The sequence below is a fragment of the Streptomyces sp. NPDC101393 genome (assembly GCF_044767385.1).
Classification (GTDB): domain Bacteria; phylum Actinomycetota; class Actinomycetes; order Streptomycetales; family Streptomycetaceae; genus Streptomyces.
In genome coordinates this window covers 146,763-168,753 of sequence record NZ_JBIWNU010000010.1, presented here as the reverse complement: position 1 = coordinate 168,753, position 21,991 = coordinate 146,763, and the positions used below count along the sequence as shown (strand labels likewise).

1 protein-coding gene (running past one end of the window) is annotated in these 21,991 nt (G+C 74.2%); it reads right to left on the bottom strand.

Going from position 1 to position 21,991, the window contains the following annotated elements:
- Window positions 1-21,991: the 5' portion of a type I polyketide synthase gene (locus tag ACIRQ7_RS29975; RefSeq protein ID WP_404265755.1), read on the bottom strand. Its footprint begins 6,503 nt before the window's first position; the window shows 21,991 of its 28,494 coding nt (coding positions 1-21,991); the start codon lies at window positions 21,989-21,991; its stop codon lies beyond the left edge, outside the window.

The window sequence follows — 21,991 nt, the reverse complement described above, 5'->3', positions numbered from 1 at the left end:
AGCGCCAGCCGTCGACGGTCGAGCGCTCGACGCGCTTGCGGCGCCAGGCGGACAGGGCGGGGACGAGGGCCGACAGTGCGGCACCGTCCAGTTCGAGGCTGTCCGAGAGCGACGAGAGGTCCTCGCGCTCCACCGCGTCCCAGAACTCCGCATCCACGGGATCCTGCGGGCCGTCCTGCGGGTGTCCCGCGGGCGCCGCCTCCGGCCAGTACCACTCCTGCTGGAAGGGGTAGGTGGGCAGGTCGACGCGTCGGGCGCCGGCGCCGGCGAACCATGCGCTCCAGTCCACCCCGATGCCCGCGACATGCAGGTGGGCGAGCGCGGTCAGCAGAGCGGTCTCCTCGGGCCGGTCCTTGCGCAAGGCAGGAACGGCCGTCGCGGCACCCTCCAAGATGTGCTGCGCCATCGCCGTCAGCACGCCATCGGGACCCAACTCCAGGAAGACCGAAGCACCTTCGGCCTCCAGCGCCCGCACACCGTCCGCGAACCGCACCGTCTCCCGCACATGCCGCACCCAATAACCGGGCGAACACACCAGCTCCTCGGCGGCCACCTTCCCGGTCACGTTGGACACGATGGGGACCTGCGGAGCCTCGAACGACAACCCCTCGGCCACCCGCCGGAAGTCCTCCAGCATCGGCTCCATCAACGGCGAATGGAACGCGTGGCTCACCGACAGCCGCTGCGTCTTACGCCCCTCGACCGCCAACTCCTCCGCGATACGCAGCACTTCGGGCTCAACCCCGGCGATCACGACCGCCTCGGGGCCGTTGACCGCAGCGATCGACACCCCGTCGACCAGCCGCCCCGCCACCTCGGCCTCACCGGCCTGAACAGCCACCATCGCGCCGCCCGCAGGCAGGGCCTGCATCAGCCGAGCCCGAGCCGCCACCAGCATGCACGCATCCTCCAGCGAGAACACCCCGGCCACATACGCCGCAGCAACCTCACCGATCGAGTGCCCCGCCACAAAGTCCGGACGCACACCCAAAGACTCCACCAACCGGAACAACGCCACCTCGACAGCGAACAACGCCGGCTGAGTGAACCCCGTCTCGTCCAGACCCCCCGCATCCGCATCGCCGAAGATCACATCCCGCAACCCGGCATCGAAGTGCCCAAGCACCGCATCCAACGCCTCGGCGAACACCGGGAACCGGCCATACAACTCCCGACCCATCCCCACCCGCTGCGCACCCTGCCCCGAGAACAACACCGCGAGTTTTCCGTCGGCCTCCTGAGCGACGCCGCGTGCGAGTTCCCGTACGCCCTCGCCGTCAGCCGCGAGGACCGCGCGGTGGGCGAACGCCGCCCTGCCGGTGGCGAGGGAGTGGCCCACGTCGACCGGTGACGGGCCGGTCAGCGCCGAGACCTGCTCGATCTGTGCCGCCAGTGCGGCCTCGGACTTGCCCGACACCGGCCAGGGCACGATGCCCGGCACCGTGGTGGGCTCCGGTGCCACGGGCTCCTCGGCGTCCGGCGCCTGCTCGATGATGACGTGCGCGTTGGTGCCGCTGACACCGAAGGCGGAGACGCCGGCCCGCCGGGCGTGCCCGGTCTCGGGCCAGGTCTGCTGCTCGGTGATGAGCGAGACCGTGCCGTCCGTCCAGTCGACGTGCGAGGACGGGGAGTTGAGATGAAGGGTCTCGGGCAGGACGCCGTGGCGCATCGCCAGGAGCACCTTGATGGTGCCGGCGACACCGGCGGCGGCCTGGGTGTGGCCCAGGTTGGACTTGATTGCGCCGAGCAGCAGCGGGCGCTGCCGGTCCTGTCCGTAGGCGGAGATGAGGGCGTGTGCCTCGATGGGGTCGCCGAGGGTGGTGCCGGTGCCGTGGGCCTCGACGACATCGACGTCGGCGGGGGCGAGGTCGGCGTCGGCGAGGGCCTGGCGGATGGCGCGCTGCTGGGCCCGTCCGCTGGGCGCGGTCAGTCCGTTGGACGCGCCGTCCTGGTTGACGGCGGTGCCGCGCACGATGCCCCATACGTCGTGACCGTTGCGGCGCGCGTCGGAGAGGCGTTCGAGAAGGAGGACGCCCACACCCTCGGACCAGCTCGTCCCGTCGGCCGCGTCGGCGAACGGCTTGCACCGCCCGTCGGGGGCCAGCCCGCCCTGGACCGTGAACTCCGTGAAGGAGTCGGGGCTGGACATGACCGAGACGCCGCCGGCCAGTGCGAGGGTGCACTCGCCGTTGCGCAGGGCGTTCGCAGCCATGTGCAGGGCGACCAGGGCGGAGGAGCAGGCGGTGTCGACGGTGACGGCCGGTCCCTCCAGGCCGAAGGCGTAGGAGAGGCGGCCGGACATGACGCTGGCGGTGTTGCCGGTGGCGACGTGGCCGCGCACGTCGGCGGTGCCGGTGCCCTGGCGCAGGAGCGTGGCGTAGTCCTGGCCGTTGGTGCCGACGAAGACGCCGGTGCGGCTGCCGCGCAGGGTGGTCGCGTCGATACCGGCCCGCTCGAACGCCTCCCAGGAGGTCTCCAGCAGCAGCCGCTGCTGGGGGTCCATGGCCAGCGCCTCGCGGGGCGCGATGCCGAAGAAGGGGGCATCGAAGAGGCCGACGCCGTCGAGGAATCCGCCTTCGAGGGTGGCGGAGGCGCCGCGGGCGAGGGCGTCGAGGTCCCAGCCGCGGTCCGCGGGGAACCCGCCGATCGCGTCCTCGCCACGGCTCAGCAGCTGCCAGAGGTCCTCGGGGGACCGTACGCCGCCGGGGAAGCGGCAGTTCAGGCCGACGATGGCGATGGGGTCGTCGTCCGCGGCGCGGCCGGTGAGGGCCGGGGTGCCGGTGCCGGACTCGGGCAGGCTGCCCAGGAGTTCGGCGAGCAGGAACTCGGCGAGGGCGGTCGGGGTCGGGTAGTCGTAGACGAGGGTCGCGGGCAGTTTCAGGCCGGTGGCGGCCATGAGGATGTTCCGCAGTTCGACGGTGGTCAGTGAGTCGAAGCCGAGGTCGCTGAAGGCGTGTTCGGCACCGATGGCCGTGGTGCCGGTGTGCCCGAGGACCGCCGCCACCTGGGTGCGTACCAGATCCAGGACGAAGCGCGGGCGCGCGGCCGGGGAGAGTCCGGCGAGGTTCCGGCGCAGGGCCGGTTCCCGCAGGGCGGCTTCCGGTGTCCCGGAGGGCTGCGTGGCCCGGTGCAGTTCGGGCAGGTCGCCGATGAAGGGGCTGGGGCGCGTGACGGCGAACGCGTCCGCGTATCGCTGCCAGTCGATGTCCGCGAAGGTCAGCGTCGTGGCGTCCTGCTCGATCGCCTGCCGCAGGGCGGTGAGGGCGAGTCGGGGTGCCATGGGGGTGAAGCCGCCGCGGCGGACGCGGTCCTGGATGCCGGTGCCGTCGGCCGCCATTCCGGTCTCGGCCCAGGGGCCCCAGGCCAGCGAGGTCGCGGGCAGGCCGTGGGCGCTGCGGTGTTCGGCGAAGGCGTCCAGGAAGGCGTTGGCGGCGGCGTAGTTGCCCTGTCCGGGTGCGCCGAGGGTTCCGGCGACGGAGGAGAAGAGCACGAAGGCGGTCAGGTCCTGGCCGCGGGTCGCCTCGTGCAGGTTGAGGGTGGCGGTGACCTTGGCCCGCAGTACGGAGGCGAACTGTTCGGGAGTGAGGGTGTCCAGGGTGCCGTCGTCGACGGTGCCGGCGGTGTGGAACACCGCGGTGAGCGGGTGCTCGTCGGGGATCGAGGCCAGTACGGCGTGGAGCGCGTCACGGTCGGCCGTGTCGCACGCCGCGATGGTGACCCGTGCGCCCGCGTCCTCGATCTGCGCGGCCAGTTCACCGGCGCCGGGGGCGTCGGCGCCCCGGCGACTGACCAGCAGCAGGTGCTGGGCGCCCGCTTCGGCCAGCCATCGGGCGACGTGGCCGCCGAGGGCGCCGGTGCCGCCGGTGACGAGCACGGTGCCGGTGGGGCGGAACTCGGGGGACGCAGCCGGCTCGGGGACCGGTGCGGCCCGGTGGTGTGCCAGGCGGCGGACGAAGGTCGCGGTGGTGCGTACGGCGAGCTGGTCCTCGTCACCGCTGTCGGCGAGGACGGCGGCGAGGCGGCGCAGGGCGGTGCCGTCGAGGTCGTCGGGGAGGTCGATGAGGCCGCCCCAGCGCTCCGGGTGCTCCAGTGCGGCCACTCTGCCCAGGCCCCAGACGGCGGACTGGGCGGGCCGGGCCGGGTGTTCGGCGCGGTCCACGGCCACGGCGGTGCGCGTCACGCACCACAGCGGGGCCTCGATGCCCGCGTCTCCCAGGGCCTGGACGGCGGTCGCCGTCAGCAGCAGGCCCGCGGTCGTGGCGTCATCGGTGCCTTCACCGGCCGTTGCCAGCAGGGACAGGACCCCGGCGAACTCGCCGTGTTCGGCGGCTGTTTCGCTCAATCGCTCGCTCAGGTCCCGGCGCTGCGGGGTGGTGACCTCGACCCGTACGGAGTCGGTTCCCAGGGCGCCGGCGACGGAGTCGAGCCAGGCCTGCTCGCCGTCGGCCGGTGCGAGCACCAGCCAGGTCCCGGCCGGGTGCCCGCCACCGGCCGTGCCGGTGAGGGACTTCCAGGTGGCGCGGTAGCGCCAGCCGTCGACGGTGGAACGCTCCCGGCTCTTGCGCCGCCAGGAGGAGAGGGCGGGCACCACGGCGGTGAGCGTGTCGTCGTCCAGGTCCAGCGAGGAACCCAGGGACTGCAGGTCCGCGCGCTCGACGGCCGACCAGAACTCCGCGTCCGCCGCGTCGGCGGGGTGCGCGGGTGCGGCGGCGTCGCCGGCCTCGGGCCAGAAGCGCTCGCGCTGGAAAGGATAGGTGGGCAGGTCGACGCGGCGGGCGCCGCTGTCCGCGAACACGGTGTCCCAGTCGACCCGTACTCCGTGGAGGTGCAGCCGGGCCAGTGCCGTGGTGAGCGCGGAAGCCTCGGGCCGGTCGCGGCGGAGTGCCGGAATGGCGGTGGCCGCATGGGCATCGGCATGTTCACCGAGGCTCTCGCGCACCGTGCCGCTGAGTACGGCGTCCGGGCCGAGCTCGAAGAAGGTCGTCACACCGTGCTCGGTCAGGAACCGTACGGCGTCCGCGAAGCGGACGGTGCCGCGGACCTGTCCGGTCCAGTAGTCCGGGGCGTCGAGCTCTTCGTGCGTGAGGAGTCCGCCGGTGACGGTGGACACCAGCGGCACGGTGGGTGCGTGGCAGGTGACGGAGCCGACGGCGCGGGCGAAGTCCGCCAGCATCGGGTCCATGTGCGGCGAGTGGAAGGCGTGGCTGACGCGCAGCCGCTTGGTGCGGCGTCCGAGCTCCTGGAAGTGGGCCGCCACGGCCAGGACCGCGCCCTCGTCGCCCGAGACGACCAGGGATGCCGGGGCGTTGACGGCGGCGACCGAGGCCCGTCCTTCGTACGGGGTGAGCGCGGCGGCCACCTCCTCCTCGGTGGCCTGGACGGAGGCCATGGCGCCGCCCGAGGGCAGTGCGGCCATCAGCCGGCCGCGGGCGGCCACGAGGGTGCAGGCGTCCTCCAGGGAGAGGACTCCGGCGGCGTGCGCGGCGGCGAACTCGCCGATGGAGTGGCCCGCGACGTAGTCGGGGCGCAGGCCCCAGGACTCGGCGAGGCGGAACAGCGCCACTTCGAGGGCGAAGAGGGCGGGCTGGGTGTAGCCGGTGTCGTCCAGCAGCGCGGCCTCGGGGGTGCCGGGGTCGGCGAAGAGGATCTCCCGCAGCGGCCGGTCGAGTTCGAGGTCGAAGCGGGCCAGGACGGCGTCCAGTGCCTGGGCGTAGACCGGGTGGCGGTCGTAGAGTTCGCGGCCCATTCCGGGGCGCTGGCTGCCCTGGCCGGTGAAGAGGAAGGCCAGCCCGCCGCCGTCCGGGCGGCCGGTGAGCAGTCCGCCGTCGGGGGTGGCGTCGCACAGCGCCGTCAGGGCGCGGGTGAGGGTGTCGGGGTCGTCGGTGACGACGGCCGCGCGGTGCTCCAGGGCGGCCCGGGAGGTGGCGAGGGAGAAGGCGAGGTCGGTGAGCGGGAGTTGCGGGTGGTCGGCAACGTGGGTCAGGAGCCGTCCGGCCTGGGCGCGCAGGCCCGCTTCGGTGCGTCCGGACAGGATCAGGGGCACGGACAGGGGGTCGGCCGGGCGGGCCGGTGCGGTGGCGGGGCCCGCCTCGTCGGCCTCGGACCGGTCCTCCGGGGCCTGTTCGAGGATGGTGTGGACGTTGGTGCCGCTGAGTCCGAAGGAGGAGACGCCCGCGCGGCGCGGGTGTCCGGTGCTCGGCCACACGAGCGGCTCGGTGAGCAGTTGGATGGCGCCGGAGCTCCAGTCGACGTGCGAGGAGGGCCGGTCGATGTGCAGGCTCCGCGGCGCGGTGGCGTGCCGCATGGCCATGACCATCTTGATGACGCTGGCGACGCCGGACGCCATCTGGGTGTGGCCGATGTTGGACTTGACGGAGCCCAGCAGCAGCGGGTGTTCGGGGTCGCGGCTCTGGCCGTAGGTGGCCAGCAGGGCCTGCGCCTCGATGGGGTCGCCGAGTGCGGTGCCGGTGCCGTGTCCGTCGATGACGTCGATGCCGTCCGGGTCCACCTTGGCGTTGGCCAGGGCCTGGCGGATGACGCGCTGCTGGGACGGGCCGTTGGGCGCGGTCAGTCCGTTGGAGGCGCCGTCCTGATTGACCGCGGAGCCCCGGATGACGGCCAGGACCTGGTGCCCGTTGCGGCGCGCGTCGGAGAGCCGCTCGACGAGGAGGAGGCCGACGCCCTCGGCCAGGCTCATGCCGTCGGCCTGGTCGGAGTACGCCTTGCAGCGGCCGTCGGCAGCCATCGCGCGCTGCCGGCTGAAGCCGACGAACGCGCCGGGCGTGGACATGATGCTGACGCCGCCCGCGACGGCCAGGGAGCTCTCGCCGTTGCGCAGGGACTGGCAGGCCAGGTGCAGGGCGACCAGGGACGAGGAGCAGGCGGTGTCGAGGGAGACGGCCGGGCCCTCGAAGCCGTAGGTGTAGGAGAGCCGGCCGGACAGGACGCTGGAGATGGTGCCGGTGATCAGATGTCCCTCGGCGCCCTCCGGGCTCGCGCCAGAGGCTCCGTAGTCCTGGTAGCTGGCGCCGATGAACGTGCCGGTGCTGCTGCCGCGCAGGGTGGCGGGGTCGATCCCGGCGCGCTCCATGGCCTCCCAGGAGGTCTCCAGCAGCAGACGCTGCTGGGGGTCCATGGCCAGGGCCTCGCGGGGCGAGATGCCGAAGAAGGAGGCGTCGAAGTCGGCGGCGTCGTGGAGGAAACCGCCTCGGGTCGAGTAGGTGTGTCCGGTCCGGTTGGGGTCGGGGTCGTAGAGCCCCTCGGCGTCCCAGCCGCGGTCGGTGGGGAACTCGCCGGTGGCGTCGCCGCCCTCGGCGACCAGGCGCCACAGGTCCTCCGGCGAGCCGATGCCTCCGGGGTAGCGGCAGCTCATGCCGATGATGGCGATGGGCTCGTCGTCGGCAACGGCGGTGGTCGTGGTGGTGACGGCGGTGCCGGTGGCGGACCCGGCGAGGGACTCGCGCAGGAACGCGACGAGTGCGAGCGGGTTGGGGTAGTCGAAGACCATGGTGCTCGGCAGCGCGAGCCCGGTCACGGTGGCGATCCGGTTGCGCAGGTCGACGGCGGTCAGCGAGTCGAAGCCGACGTCGCGGAAGGCGCGTTGTCCGGAGAGCACATCGGGTGAGGCGTGGCCGAGTGCGGTGGCCGCCTCGGTCCGGACCAGATCCAGCAGAAGACGGTCCTGCTCGGCGGCGGCCAGCCCGAGGAGCCGGGTGGCGAACTCGCTTCCGGAGGCCGCGACGTGGCTGGTGTTCTCGTTGAGCCGCTGGACTTCGGGCAGGTCCTCGAAGAGCGGCGTGGGCCGGGCGGCGGTGAAGACGGGGTAGTAGCGCTCCCAGTCCACGTCCGCGACGGCCAGGACCGTCTCGTCGTCGTCGAGGGCCTTCCGCAGGCCGGTGAGGGCCAGCTGGGGGTCCATGAAGACCAGTCCGCTACGGCGGATCTGGCCGGGGTCGACGCGGCCGAGCTTGAGGTCGTCGGCCCAGATGCCCCAGGAGACGGCGGTGGCGTGGGCGCCGCGGGCGCGGCGGTGTTCGGCCAGGGCGTTCAGGTAAGCGTTGCCGGCGACGTAGGCGGCGTGGGCTCCGCTGCCCCACATTCCGGCGGTGGAGGAGTACAGGACGAAGGCGTCGAGGTCGTCGCCGAGGAGTTCGTCCAGGTGCCGGGCGCCGGTGACCTTGGCGTCCATGACCTTCGCGAAGTCGTCGGGAGTCGTCTCGTCCAGCGTCGCGAGCTCGATGGTGACGGCGGTGTGGACGACGGTGCGTACCGTACGGCCCTCGGCCGCGAGGTCGGCGAGCATCCGGGCGACCGCGTCGCGGTCCGTCAGGTCGCAGGCGACGACGCCGGCCTCGCAGCCCGACTCGGCAAGCTCCTGGACGAGTTCGTCAGCGCCGGGCGCCGCCGGGCCGCGGCGGCTGGTCAGCACGATGTGCTCGGCGCCCTGCTGGGCGAGCCAGCGGGCCAGGTGCGGGGCGAGGGTGCCGGTACCGCCGGTGACGAGGGTGGTGCCCCTCGGCGTCCAGGGGTTCGCCGGGGCCGGGGTGGCACCGGCGGCGCGGACGACGCGGCGGGCGAGGACACCCGAGGCGCGCAGGGCGAGTTGGTCCTCGCCACTGCGGCCGGTCAGGACGGCGGCGAGCCGCTCTCCGGCCCGCTGGTCGAGCCGCTCGGGCAGATCGACCAGGCCGCCCCAGCGCTGCGGGTGTTCGAGCGCCGCGGTCCAGCCGAGGCCGAGGATCTGGGCCTGGTCGGGGTGGGTCAGCCGGTCCGCGCGGCCGGTGGAGACGGCTCCCTGGGTCAGGCACCACAGGGGTGCGTCGACTCCGGCGTCACCGAGTGCCTGGACGAGCGCGAGGGTCAGAGCGAGCCCGCGGGTGAGCGCCGGATGCGTCGCGCTCGTCCCCTCGGCCGCGGCCAGCAGGGACACCACGCCCGCGAGGTCCGCCGCGTCGCCGAGGTCGGTCAGGTGCGCGGCCAGGGTCGCGCGGTCGGCGCAGGCGTCGTCCAGGACGAGGGTGCGCGGGTGGGCGCCGTGGGCGGCGAGCACACCGGTGAGGGCGTCGGTGTCGGCCCCTTCGGGGGCGACGACGAGCCAGCTGCCGGTCAGGGCCGCCGTGGGCAGGCCGGTCAGCGGCTTCCACGTGGCGTGGTAGCGCCAGGAGTCCACAGTGGTCAGGTCGCGTCGGCGCTTGCGCCAGTGCGAGAGGGCCGGGAGGACCGGGGCCAGGGAGGTGCGGTCCAGGCGCAGGCTGGAGGCCAGCGCTTCGACGTCCTCCTCCTCGACCGCCGTCCAGAACTCCGCGTCCGCGGGGTCCGCTTCGGGCCGGTCCTGGGAGCGGTCGGGGATCGCCCACAGGTGCTCGCGCTGGAAGGCGTACGTGGGCAGGGGCACGCGGCGGGCGCCGGTGCCGGTGAGGACACCGGCCCAGTCGGCGCTCGCACCTCGTACGAAGGCCTCGGCGAGGGACGTCAGGAAGCGGTCGGTACCGCCCGCGTCGCGCCGGAGCGTGCCGAGCACCACGGCCGCGCCGCCGGCTTCCTCGGCGGTCGCCTGGATACCCATGGCGAGTACCGGGTGGGAGCTGACCTCGATGAAGAAGTGGTGGCCCTGGGCCAGGAGTTCGCCGATGGCGGGCCGGAAGCGGACGGTTTGCCGCAGATTGGTGTACCAATAGCCGGCGTCCATGACGGTGGTGTCCAGCCAGTCGCCGGTCACGGTCGAGAAGAAAGGCACCTGCGCGGGGCGCGGGCGCACCGGTGCGAGGACTTCGTGCAGTTCGTCCCGCACCCTCTCGACCTGTGCGGAGTGCGAGGCGTAGTCCACGGCGATGCGCTTGGCGCGGATGTCCTCGCCGACCAGCTCGGCCTGCAGGGCGTCCAGCGGCGCGACGGCGCCGGAGACGACGACGGACCGGGGGCCGTTGACGGCGGCGATCGACAGGTCGTGGTACCCGGCGGTCCCGGCGAGGCGCTGTTCGACGTCGGAGACGGGCAGCGGAACCGACAGCATGCCGCCGGATCCGGCCAGCCCGCGGGCGATGGCCTGGCTGCGCAGCGCGACGACGCGGGCCGCGTCCTCCAGGGAGAGCGCCCCGGCGACGGCGGCCGCGGCGATCTCGCCCTGGGAGTGGCCGACCACGGCGTCGGGGGTGATGCCGTGGGAGGACCACAGGGCGGCCAGCGACACCATGACGGCGAAGGAGGCGGGCTGGACCACGTCGACGCGGTCCAGGGTCGGCGCGCCTTCGGTCTGTCGCAGCACGTCGAGCAGGGACCAGTCGACGAACTCCGAGAGGGCGGTGGCACATTCGGTCAGCCGCTCGGCGAAGACCGGGGACTCCTCGAGGAGCCGCGCGCCCATGCCGACCCACTGGGAGCCCTGGCCGGGGAAGACGAAGACGGTCTTGCCGTCGGTGTCGGCCGTGCCCTGGACGACGCCCGGGGCGGAGCCGCCGGTGGCGAGGGCGTCCAGGGCTGTCCGCCGGGTCCGGTCGTCGGTGCCGACGACGACGGCGCGGTGGTCGAAGAGGGTGCGCGAGGCCACCAGGCTGTGGGCGACGTCCAGCGCGCCGGGTGCCTGCTCGCCGTCGAGGTGGGCGGCGAGGTGGGCCGCCTGGGCGCGCAGCGCGCCCGGGGCGCGGGCGGACAGCACCCAGGGGAGGGCGTCGCCGGCCGGGGGCACCGACGGCGCGGGGGTCGCCTCGCTCGGGTGGGGGGCCTCTTCGAGGATGGTGTGGGCGTTGGTCCCGCTGATGCCGAAGGAGGAGACCGCGCAGCGGCGCGGGTGCTCGCCCTCGGGCCAGTGGGCGGGTTGGTTCAGCAGGGCGAGGGTGCCGGGTGTCCAGTCGATGTGGCTGGAGGGGGTGTCCGCGTGCAGGGTGCGCGGCAGCTCTCCTTGGCGCAGGGCCAGCACCATCTTGATGACGCCGGCGACGCCGGCCGCTGACTGGGTGTGGCCGATGTTGGACTTCACGGAGCCCAGCAGCAGCGGGTTGTCCGGCGCGCGGTCCTGGCCGTAGGCGGCGAGCAGGGCCTGGGCCTCGATGGGGTCGCCGAGGGCGGTGCCGGTGCCGTGGGCCTCGACGGCGTCGATGTCCGCCGGGGCGAGCCCCGAGTTGGCCAGGGCCTGGCGGATGACGCGCTGCTGGGAGGGGCCGTTGGGGGCGGACAGGCCGTTGGAGGCGCCGTCCTGGTTGATGGCGGAACCGCGGACGACGGCGAGGATCTCGTGGCCGTTGCGCTGGGCGTCCGAGAGGCGCTCCAGGACGAGGATGCCGACGCCTTCGGCGAGGGTCATGCCGTCTGCGCCGTCGGAGAACGCCTTGCAGCGGCCGTCGCCGGCCAGGGCCCGCTGCCGGCTGAAGGCGACGAACGGGTTGGGGTTGGTCATCACGGTCGCGCCGCCGGCGAGCGCGAGGGAGCTCTCGCCGTTGCGCAGCGACTGGCAGGCCAGGTGCAGGGCGACCAGGGACGAGGAGCAGGCGGTGTCGACGGTGACCGCCGGTCCTTCGAGGCCGAAGAGGTAGGCCAGGCGCCCGGAGAGCACGCTGGGGCTGGTGCCGGTCACCAGGTGGCCGGCGGAGCCGTCCTCGACGCCGAATCCGTACTCCTGGTAGGTGGAGCCGATGAAGGTGCCGGTCGGGGTGCCGTGGACGGTGGCGGGGTCGATTCCGGCGTACTCGAACGCCTCCCAGGTGGTCTCCAGCAGCAGCCGCTGCTGGGGGTCCATCGACAGTGCCTCGCGTGGCGAGATGCCGAAGAAGGAGGCGTCGAACTCGCCCGCGTCGTGCAGGAATCCGCCCTGGCTGGAGTACGTCGTGCCGGGGTTGTCCGGGTCGGGGTGGTGGAGGCCGGTGTCCCAGCCGCGGTTGACGGGGAAGTCGGAGATCGCGTCAACGCCTTGGGAGACCAGCTCCCAGAACTGCTGCGGGGTGCGGACGCCGCCGGGGAAGCGGCAGCTCATGCCGACGATGGCGATGGGCTCGTCGAAGCGGCCCGATGACGCCGCCGCGGCTGCGGGAGCGGCCGGTTCGCCGCCGGTGCCCAGAAGTTCCTCGCGCAGGTGGCGGGCGAGGGTGGCGGGAGTCGGGTAGTCGAAGACGAGGGTGGCGGGCAGGGCCAGGCCGGTGAGGGCGGCCAGCCGCTTGCGCAGCTCCACGGCGGTCAGCGAGTCGAAGCCTGCGTCGCGGAAGGCCCGCCGCTCCGAGACGGCGTCCGCGGAGTCGTGGCCGAGGGCGATGGCCGCCTCGGCCCGCACCAGGTCGGCCAGCAGCCGCTGCTGCTCGTCCTCGTCCAGGCCCCGCAGGCGCGTCGCGAATTCGGGCGCGGCGCTCACGCCCTGGGCGCGTACGAGGGCCTGGACCTCGGCCAGTTCGTCGAAGAGGGCGCTGGGGCGGGTGGAGGTGAAGACGGGGTGGTAGCGCTCCCAGTCGATGTCGGCGACGGTGACGGTGACGTCCTTGTGGACGACGGCGCGCCGTAGTTCGGCGAGGGCGGTCGCGGGCGTGAGGAAGCGCAGCCCGCGCTTGTGCAGTTCGTCGGTGACGGCCTCGTGGGTGGCCATGCCGGCCTCGGCCCAGGGGCCCCAGGCGACGGAGGTGGCGGGCAGGCCGCGGGCCGCGCGGTGCTCGGCGAGGGCGTCGAGGTAGGCGTTGGCGGCGCCGTAGGCGCTCTGTCCCGCGCTGCCCCACACTCCCGCGATGGAGGAGACCAGGATGAAGAAGTCCAGGTCGTGGCCGTCCAGGAGGCTGTCGAGATGGGCCGCGCCGAGCAGCTTGGCGGCCATCGCCTGCGCGGCGTCCGCCAGCGGGGTGTCGGCGAGGGCGGTCGCCTGGCCGACACCCGCGGCGTGCACGACGCCGGTCAGCGGGTGTTCGTCCGGTACGGAGTCCAGCAGCGCGGCGAGTGCGGCGCGGTCGGCGGTGTCGCAGGCCGCGAGGGTGACGCGGGAGCCCAATTCCTCGATTTCTGCGGCCAGTTCACTGGCGCCGGGGGCGTCGGGGCCGCGACGGCTGGTGAGCAGGAGGTGGTCGGCGCCGCTGCGGGCGAGCCAGCGCGCGACCTCGGCGCCGAGCGCTCCGGTGCCGCCGGTGACGAGCACGGTGCCGCGCGCGGTGAACGCGTCGGCCGGGGGCAGTTCGGCCTGCGGGTGGCGGACCAGGCGCCGGCCGAGCGCCGCGGTGGCGCGGATGGCGATCTGGTCCTCGCCGCCCTGTGCCGCGAGGGCGCTGACGAGGTGCTGGGTGGTGGGCGCGTCGAGGGCGGCCGGCAGGTCGATCAGGCCGCGCCACAGCTGCGGCTGCTCCAGGGCGGCGACCCGCCCCAGGCCCCAGACCGCCGACTGAAGCGGGTTGGTGAGCGGATCGCCGGAGCCGGTGGTGACGGCGCCGCGGGTCAGGGTCCACAGCGGCGCGGCGAGGCCGGTGTCGGCGAGCGCCTGGGTCAGGACGAGGCTGAGCGCGAACCCGGTGGGCGGCTGAGCGCCGGGCTCGGTCCCGGGCCGGTCGGCCAACGGGAGCAGGGACAGCACGCCGGTAAGGGGCCGGTCCTGATCGCGTACGGCGGCGAGCCGGTCGGCGAGGTGGCCGCGGTCGAGGCAGGCCTCGTCCAGGACGAGGGGCTCGAACTGGGCGCCGTGGCCGCGCAGCGCGTCAAGGATCTCGTCGCTGTCGATGCCGTCGGCGGTGACGAGCAGCCAGGTGCCTTCGAGTACGGGCGCGGCGCTCGCCTTCACGGGCCGCCAGGCGACGCGGTAGCGGGTGGAGTCCAGCAGCGCCTTCTCCTGCCGGTGCTGTCGCCAGGACGACAGTGCGGGCAGCAGCGCGTACAGGGAGGCGTGCTGTTCGTCGCGCAGCCCCAGGAGCGCGGCAAGCTCCGCGGCGTCGCCGCGTTCGACGGCGCCCCACAGCTCGGAGTCCGCGGGGTCGGCGGCGGCCGGCGCAAGGCGGGCCGGGGCCGGCTCGGGCCAGTAGCGCTCGTGCTGGAAGGCGTAGGTGGGCAGGTCGACCGTGCGTGCCCCGGTGCCGGCGAGGTAGGCGGGCCAGTCGACGACCGCGCCGCGTACGTGCAGGCGGGCCAGGGCGGTGGCCGCACAGCGTTCCTCGCCCCGCCCGGCGCGCAGCAGCGCCACGAAGTCCGTGTCCGTCTCATCGCCCAGGGTGTCCTGGGCGGGGGCCGACAGCGCGCTGTCAGGGCCGATTTCGAGGAAGGTGTCGGCGCCACAGGCGTGCGCGGCACGCACGGTGTCGGCGAAGCGGACGGTGCCGCGCGCGTGCGCGACCCAGTATTCCGGGGAGCGCAGTTCGTCGTCGGTGGCGGGCCGTCCGGTGAGGCCGGAGATGACGGTCAGCTCCGGCGCGCCGTAGCTGAGCTGCGCGGCGACCTCGCGCAGGCCGTCGAGCGCGGGCTCCATGAGTGGCGAGTGGAAGGCGTGGCTGACCTTCAGGCGCTTGGTCTTACGGCCCTGTGCGGCGAAGTGGGCGGCGATCTCCTCGACCGCGGCCGGCTCTCCGGCGACGACGACGGCGCGGGGGCCGTTGACGGCGGCGAGGGACACCTCGTGCTCGCGCCCGGCGAGCAGCGGTGCGGCCTCGTCCTCGGTGGCTTCCAAGGAGATCATGGCGCCGCCGCCGGGCAGTGCCTGCATCAGCCGTGCCCGCGCGGCGACCAGGCGGGCCGCGTCAGGGAGGGTGAGGACGCCTGCGACGTGCGCGGCGGCGATCTCTCCGACGGAGTGGCCCAGCAGGACGTCGGGGCGTATCCCCCAGGTGCGGAGCAGTCGGTAGAGCGCGATCTCGATGGCGAAGAGGGCCGGCTGGGTCCACTCGGTGCGGTCCAGCAGCGCCGCCTCGGTGCTGTCCTCCGGGGCGAACAGGATGTCCTTGAGGGGGCGGTCCAAGTGCGGGTCGAGGGCCGCGGTCACCTCGTCGAGTGCCTGGGCGAACGCGGGGAAGCGGGCGGCGAGTTCACGGCCCGCGCCGGGGCGCTGGCTGCCCTGGCCGGCGAACAGCACGGCCAGCTTCCTGGTCCCGCCGATCTCGCCCTCGGTGAGCGCGGCGGCGGGGCGGTCGGCGGCCAGGTGGGCCAGCGCGGCCAGCAGTTCGTCGCGGTCGCCGGTGACGACGGCGCGCTGGTCGAAGGCCGAGCGGGTGGTGGCGAGGGAGAGCGCGACGTCGGCCGGGTCGAGGGTGGGGCGCTCGTCGAGGAAGGACCGCAGGCGGGCGGCCTGGTCCCGCAGCGCGGCCCGGCTCGTGCCCGACAGCGTCCAGGGCACGACGGCCGGGGTGAGCGCCGGCTGTTCGCGCGGGTCGGGAGCGGCTGCCGGCTCCTCGACGATGAGGTGTGCATTCGTACCGCTGAAGCCGAAGGAGGAGACAGCGGCGCGGCGCGGCCGGTCGGACTCCGGCCAGGGCGTCTCCTCGGTGAGCAGGCGCACCGCTCCGGAGTCCCACTCCACGTGCGAGGACGGCTCGTCGGCGTGCAGGGTGCGGGGCAGCGTGCCGTGGCGCATGGCCATGACCATCTTGATGACGCCGGCGACACCGGCCGCGGCCTGGGTGTGGCCGATGTTGGACTTCACGGAACCGAGCAGCAGCGGGCTCTGCGCGTCGCGGTCCTGGCCGTAGGCGGCGAGCAGGGCCTGGGCCTCGATGGGGTCACCGAGGGTGGTGCCGGTGCCGTGGCCCTCCACCGCGTCGACGTCCGTGGCGGACAGACCGGCGGCGGCCAGCGCCTGCCGGATCACCCGCTGCTGGGAGGGGCCGTTGGGGGCGGTGAGGCCGTTGGAGGCGCCGTCCTGGTTGACGGCGGAGCCGCGTACGACGGCCAGGACCCGGTGCCCGTTGCGGCGGGCATCGGAGAGCCGTTCCAGGACGAGCACGCCCACGCCCTCGGCCCAGCCGACGCCGTCGGCGCCGTCGGAGAACGCCTTGCAGCGACCGTCCTGGGAGAGTCCGCGCTGGCGGGAGAACTCGATGAGGGCGCCCGGCGTCGACATGACCGTGACGCCGCCGGCCAGTGCGAGCGAGCACTCCCCCGCGCGCAGTGCCTGCATCGCCCAGTGCATGGCGACCAGCGAGGACGAGCAGGCGGTGTCGACGGTGACAGCGGGGCCTTCGAGCCCGAGGGTGTAGGAGATACGTCCGGAGGCGACGCTCGGGGCGGTGCCGCTGCCCTGGTGGCCCTCGAACTGCCCGCCGGACAGAGCCGTGGCGTAGTCGTTGTACATCACGCCCGCGAAGACGCCGGTCTGGCTGCCGCGCAGCGACACCGGGTCGATGCCCGCCCGCTCGATGGCCTCCCAGGACGCTTCGAGGAGCAGACGCTGCTGGGAGTCGGTGGCCAGGGCCTCACGGGGGCTCATGCCGAAGAAGGCGGGGTCGAAGTCGGCGGCGGTGTGCAGGAATCCGCCGAAGCGGGAGTAGGAGGTACCGGTGCGGTCCGGGTCCGGGTCGTAGAGCGCGTCCAGGTCCCAGCCCCGGTCGGTGGGCAGGCCCGAGATGGCGTCGGTGCCCTCGCTGACCAGCCGCCACAGGTCCTCGGGCGAGGCGACGCCGCCCGGGTAGCGGCAGCCCATGCCGACGATGACGATGGGGTCGTCGTCGGTGGCGGTGCCGGCGGGGGCACCGGCCGCGGCGGCGGCTTCGGAGCCCATGAGCCCGGCGAGGAGGTGCGCGGCGAGGGCATCCACGGTCGGGTAGTCGAAGATGACCGTCGCGGCGATGCGCAGGCCGGTGGCCGAGTTGAGCCGGTTGCGCAGTTCCACCGCGGTCAGCGAGTCGAAGCCCAGGTCCCGCAGCGGGCGCCGCGCGTCGATGTCGGTGGTACTGGAGTGCCCGAGTACGGCGGCCACTTGGCCGGCCACGAGGTCGAGCACCACCTCGCGGCGATCGGCCTCCTCCAGCCGCGACAGCTTCTGTACGAGGGTGACGGCGGCCTCCGAGCCCGAGACCACCGCGCGGCGGGCCGGGGTGCGGATCAAGCCACGCCACAGCGGCGGTATCTCACCCTGGACGCGCAGGACGGACAGGTCGAACCGGGTCGGCAGCAGGACAGCGGCGTCCGTGGCGGTGGCCGCGTCGAAGAGGGCGATGCCCTGTTCCTCGGTGAGCGCGGGCGTGCCCATACGGGCCAGGCGGTCGAGGTCCTCGTCCGTCAGGCCGCCGGTCATTCCGGCGGTGGGCGCCCACGGGCCCCAGGCCAGGGATTGCCCCGGCAGCCCCTGGAAGCGGCGCAGTTGGGCAAGCGCGTCGAGGAAGGCGTTGGCGGCGGCGTAGTTGCCCTGTCCTGCCGCGCCGACGGTGCCGGAGAGGGAGGAGAAGACGATGAAGGAGGCGAGGTCCAGGTCCCGGGTGGCCTCATGGAGGTGCCAGACGGCGTCGGCCTTGGGTCGCAGGACGGCGCTGATCCGCTCGGGGGTGAGCGACTCGATCACGCCGTCGTCGAGGACGCCGGCACAGTGCACGACGGCGGTGACGGGATGCTCGGCGGGCACCCCGGCCAGCAGCCGCTGTACGGCGGCGCGGTCGGCCAGGTCGCAGGCCGTGAGGGCCACCTGCGCGCCGTGCCCGGCCAGTTCGGCCACGAGTTCCGCGGTGCCGTCGGCGTCGGCGCCGCGGCGGCTCGCGAGGAGCAGGTGCCGTACGCCGCGCTCGGCGACCAGGTGCCGGGCCAGTGTGCGGCCCAGGCCGCCGGTGGCCCCGGTGAGGATCACGGTGCCCTCGGGGTCCCACTCCGTTCCGGTCGGCGACGCCTGGGCGCGGGCGAGCCGCGCGGCGAGCACGGCGGCGCCTCGGACGGCGGTCTGCGGCTCGTCCAGGGCCAGCGCTCGCCTGAGCGGCTCCGCGGCGGGCTCGGCGGTGTCGGGGTCGAGGTCCAACAGCCCGAAGCAGTCCGGGTGTTCGCTCTGGGCGGCCCGCACCAGGCCCCAGACGGCGGCGGCCACCGGGTCCGGCGCCTGCAGGCCGTCGGTGGCGACCGCGCCACGGGTGACGAAGACCAGCCGGGACGCGGCGCAGCGCTCGTCCTCCAGCCAGGTCCGCAGGCATTCCAGGACGTGGGCGGTGCGCGCGTGCACCGAGGTGACGACCTCGTCATCGGTGGCACCGGCGACGGGTGCGAGGACCACGTCAGGAACGTGGGCGGCGGCGTCCACGCCGGACCACGCGGAGACCGTGACGTCCGGCGACGAGAGGGCCGGCTCCAGGCCGAAGAGGTCCGGGCCGAGGATCGCGACCGAGGCGGGCGCCTCCTGTGCGGCCTGGCGCGGTTCGGTCCAGCGCAGCTCGAACAGCGCGTCACGGGCGAGGGAGTCGGAGGCGTTCAGCCGTCCGTCGGACATGGTCCGCAGGACCAGCGAGCCGATGGAGGCGACGGGGGCGCCGGTGGTGTCGGCGACGGCGATCGCCACCGCACCGTCGTCGGCCGGGGTCAGCTTCACGCGGACCGTGCTCGCCCCGCCGGCGTGCAGGGTCACGTCCTGCCACGCGAAGGGCAGGCCGCCGGGGGCGTGCTCGCCCAGGTCGAGGAAGGCCGCGGCGTGCAGTGCGGCGTCCAGGAGCGCCGGGTGGATCCCGAACACCGCAGACGACGCGGACGACGCGGCGTCGGCGCCGCCCGTCTCCGGCAGCGTCACCTCGGCGTAGACGTCGTCGCCGCTGCGCCAGGCGGCGCGCAGACCCTGGAACAGGGGGCCGTAACCGAAGCCGGTGTCGGCCATACGGTCGTAGAAGCCGTCGAGGTCCAGCTGATGCGCGTCGGCAGGTGGCCAGACGGTGGCGTCGAAGCTCACGCGGTGCTCGTCGGCGACGAGGGCGCCGACGGCGTGCTGGGTCCAGGGGAGTTCCTCCGGCCCGTCGGGGCGGGAGTGGACGCTCACGGCGCGACGGCCCGACGTGTCCGGGCTGCCCACCCACACCTGCACCTGGACGCCGCCCTCCTCGGGCAGCACCAGCGGGGCGGCCAGGGTGAGTTCCTCCACCCGGCCGCAGCCGGCCTCGTCCCCGGCGCGCACGGCCAGCTCCAGGAAGGCGGTGCCCGGCAGCAGCACGGTGCCGCGCACGGCGTGGTCGGCGAGCCAGGGGTGGGTGCGCTGCGACAGCCGGCCGGTCAACAGCAAGCCGTCGGAATTGGCGACCGACACGGCAGCGGTCAGCAGCGGGTGGTGCGCCGCGCCCAGGCCGGCGGCGCGCACGTCACCGCCGGTCGCGGGCACGCTCTTGGGCCAGTAGCGGCGGCGCTGGAAGGCGTAGGTGGGCAGGTCGGCGCGTCGTGCACCGGTGCCCTGGAAGTAGGGCTCCCACTGGACGGCCACACCGCGGGTGTGCAGACCCGCCAGCGCGGCGGTGAGGGTATCGGCCTCGGGGCGGCCCGGCCGCAGCACAGCGAGCGTCGCGGAAACACCGTCAGCGGCGCCGACGGCGTCGGCACCGTCGGCGGTGCCGGCCGCGTCCAGGCAGGTCTGGGCCATGGCGGACAGGACGCCGTCGGGGCCCAGCTCCAGGAAGGTGGCGGCGCCGTGGCCGTCGAGCCAGGCGAGGGCGTCGGCGAACCGTACGGCGTGCCGGGCGTGGTCCACCCAGTAGTCGGCGGAGGTCAGCTGCTCCACCGTGGCGAGGGTGCCGGTCAGGCCGGAGACCACCGGGAGCACGGGCGCCTGCGGTGTGAGCCGGGAGACGACCGTACGGAACTCCTCCAGCATGGGCTCCATGAGGGGGGAGTGGAACGCGTGTGAGACACGCAGCCGCTTGGTCTTGCGTCCCAGCGCGGCGAAGTGCTCGGCGGTGACGGTGACGTCGTCGGCCCGGCCGGCGACCACGACCGCGGCGGGCCCGTTGACCGCGGCGATCGAGAGGCGGTCCTGCCGGTCCTCCAGCAGGGGCCGGACCTCCTCCTCGGTCGCTTCGAGGGACACCATGGCGCCGCCCTCGGGCAGCGCCTGCATGAGGCGGCCACGGGCGCACACCAGGGCCGCGGCGTCGGCCACGGAGAAGACACCGGCCACATGCGCCGCGGCGATCTCGCCGATGGAGTGCCCGGCGAGGAAGTCCGGCTTGATGCCGAAGGACTCGGCGAGGCGGTACAGCGCGACCTCGATCGCGAACAGCGCGGGCTGGGCGTAGCCGGTCTCGTTGAGCAGGGCGGCCTCGGGCGTGCCCTCGGCGGCGAACAGCACGTCCTTCAGGGGCCGTTCGAGACCCTGGTCGAGGTGGGTGAGGACCTCGTCGAGGGCGGCGGCGAAGACGGGGAAACGGGCGGCCAGTTCACGCCCCATGCCCGGCCGCTGGGAGCCCTGTCCGGCGAAGAGGAAGGCCAGCTTGGAGCGTGTCCTGGCGGTGTCCTGCACCAGGCCCGGGGCCGGCGCGCCGTCGGCGAGCGCGGTGAGGGCGGCGCGGGCCCGGTCCAGGTCGGCCGCGGTGAACGCGGCACGGTGCTCCAGGCCCGCGCGTGCCGTGGCCAGGGAGTGGGCCACGTCCACGGGCGCGAGCTGGGGGTGGGACGCGAGGTGGTCGAGCAGCCGCGCCGCCTGGGCACGCAACGCCTCGCGGGTGCGCCCTGAGACGAGCCATGGGACGACGCCCGCCGCCCCGGTCCCCGAGGCCGGTGTCTCCGTGCCCTCCTGGCCGCCCTCGGGGGCCGGGGCGGCCGGGGCTTCCTCCAGGATCGTGTGCGCGTTGGTGCCGCTGAGTCCGAACGAGGAGACGCCGGCCCGGCGCGGCCGTTCACCCTGGGGCCAGGGGGCTTGCTCGGTGAGCAGGCGTACGGCCCCCTGCGTCCAGTCGACGTGCGAGGACGGCGCATCCACGTGGAGGGTGCGCGGGAGCAGACCGTGCCGCATGGCCAGCACCATCTTGATGACGCCGGCCATGCCGGCCGCCGCCTGGGTGTGGCCGAGGTTGGATTTGACGGAGCCCAGCAGCAGCGGGCGGTCGGCGTCGCGGCCCTGCCCGTAGGTCGCCAGCAGCGCCTGCGCCTCGACCGGGTCGCCCAGGGTCGTGCCGGTGCCGTGCGCCTCGACGGCGTCGATCTCGTCGGCCGAGAGCCGCGCGCTGACCAGCGCCTGCTCGATGACCCGTTGCTGGGAGGGGCCGTTGGGCGCGGTAAGCCCGTTGGAGGCGCCGTCCTGGTTGACGGCGGAGCCCCGGATGACGGCGAGGATCTCGTGCCCGTTGCGGCGTGCCTCCGAGAGGCGCTCCAGGACCAGGACGCCCACGCCCTCGGCCCAGCCGGTGCCGTTGGCTGCGTCGGCGAAGGAGCGGCAGCGCCCGTCGGCGGAGAGCCCGCCCTGGCGGCTGAACTCCACGAAGGTGGTGGGGCTGGACATCACGGTGACGCCGGCGGCCAGCGCCAGGGAGCACTCCCCCTGGCGCAGGGAGTGCGCGGCCAGGTGCAGGGCCACGAGGGAGGACGAGCAGGCGGTGTCCACGGTGACCGCCGGCCCGACGGCCCCGAAGAAGTACGCGAGCCGGCCCGAGAGGACGCTGGTGGCGGTGCCCGTCAGGCCGAAGCCCTGCACATCGTCGTCCGGGCCCACCCGGTATTCCTGGGGCATCGCGCCGACGAACATGCCGGTCCTGGAGCCCCGGACGGCCGCCGGGTCGATGCCGGCCCGCTCGAAGGCTTCCCAGGAGGACTCCAGCAGCAGTCGCTGCTGCGGGTCCATGGCGAGCGCCTCGCGAGGGGAGATCCCGAAGAAGGAGGCGTCGAACTCGGCCGCGTCGTGCAGGAATCCGCCGGAGAACTCCCCCACGTCCTCCGCCGACAGCTCCCAGCCACGGTCGGCGGGGGATGCCGTGATGCCGTCCCCGTCGGCGGCGAGCAGGGACCAGAGCTCCTCGGGGCTGCTGACGCCTCCCGGGAAGCGGCAGCTCATGCCCACGATCGCGATCGGCTCGCGGGCAGCCGCCTCCAGCTCGCCCACCCGCTGCCGCGAGCGCCGCAGATCGGAGCCGGCCCGCTTCAGGTAGTCGCGGAGCTTCTGTTCCTGGTCCAT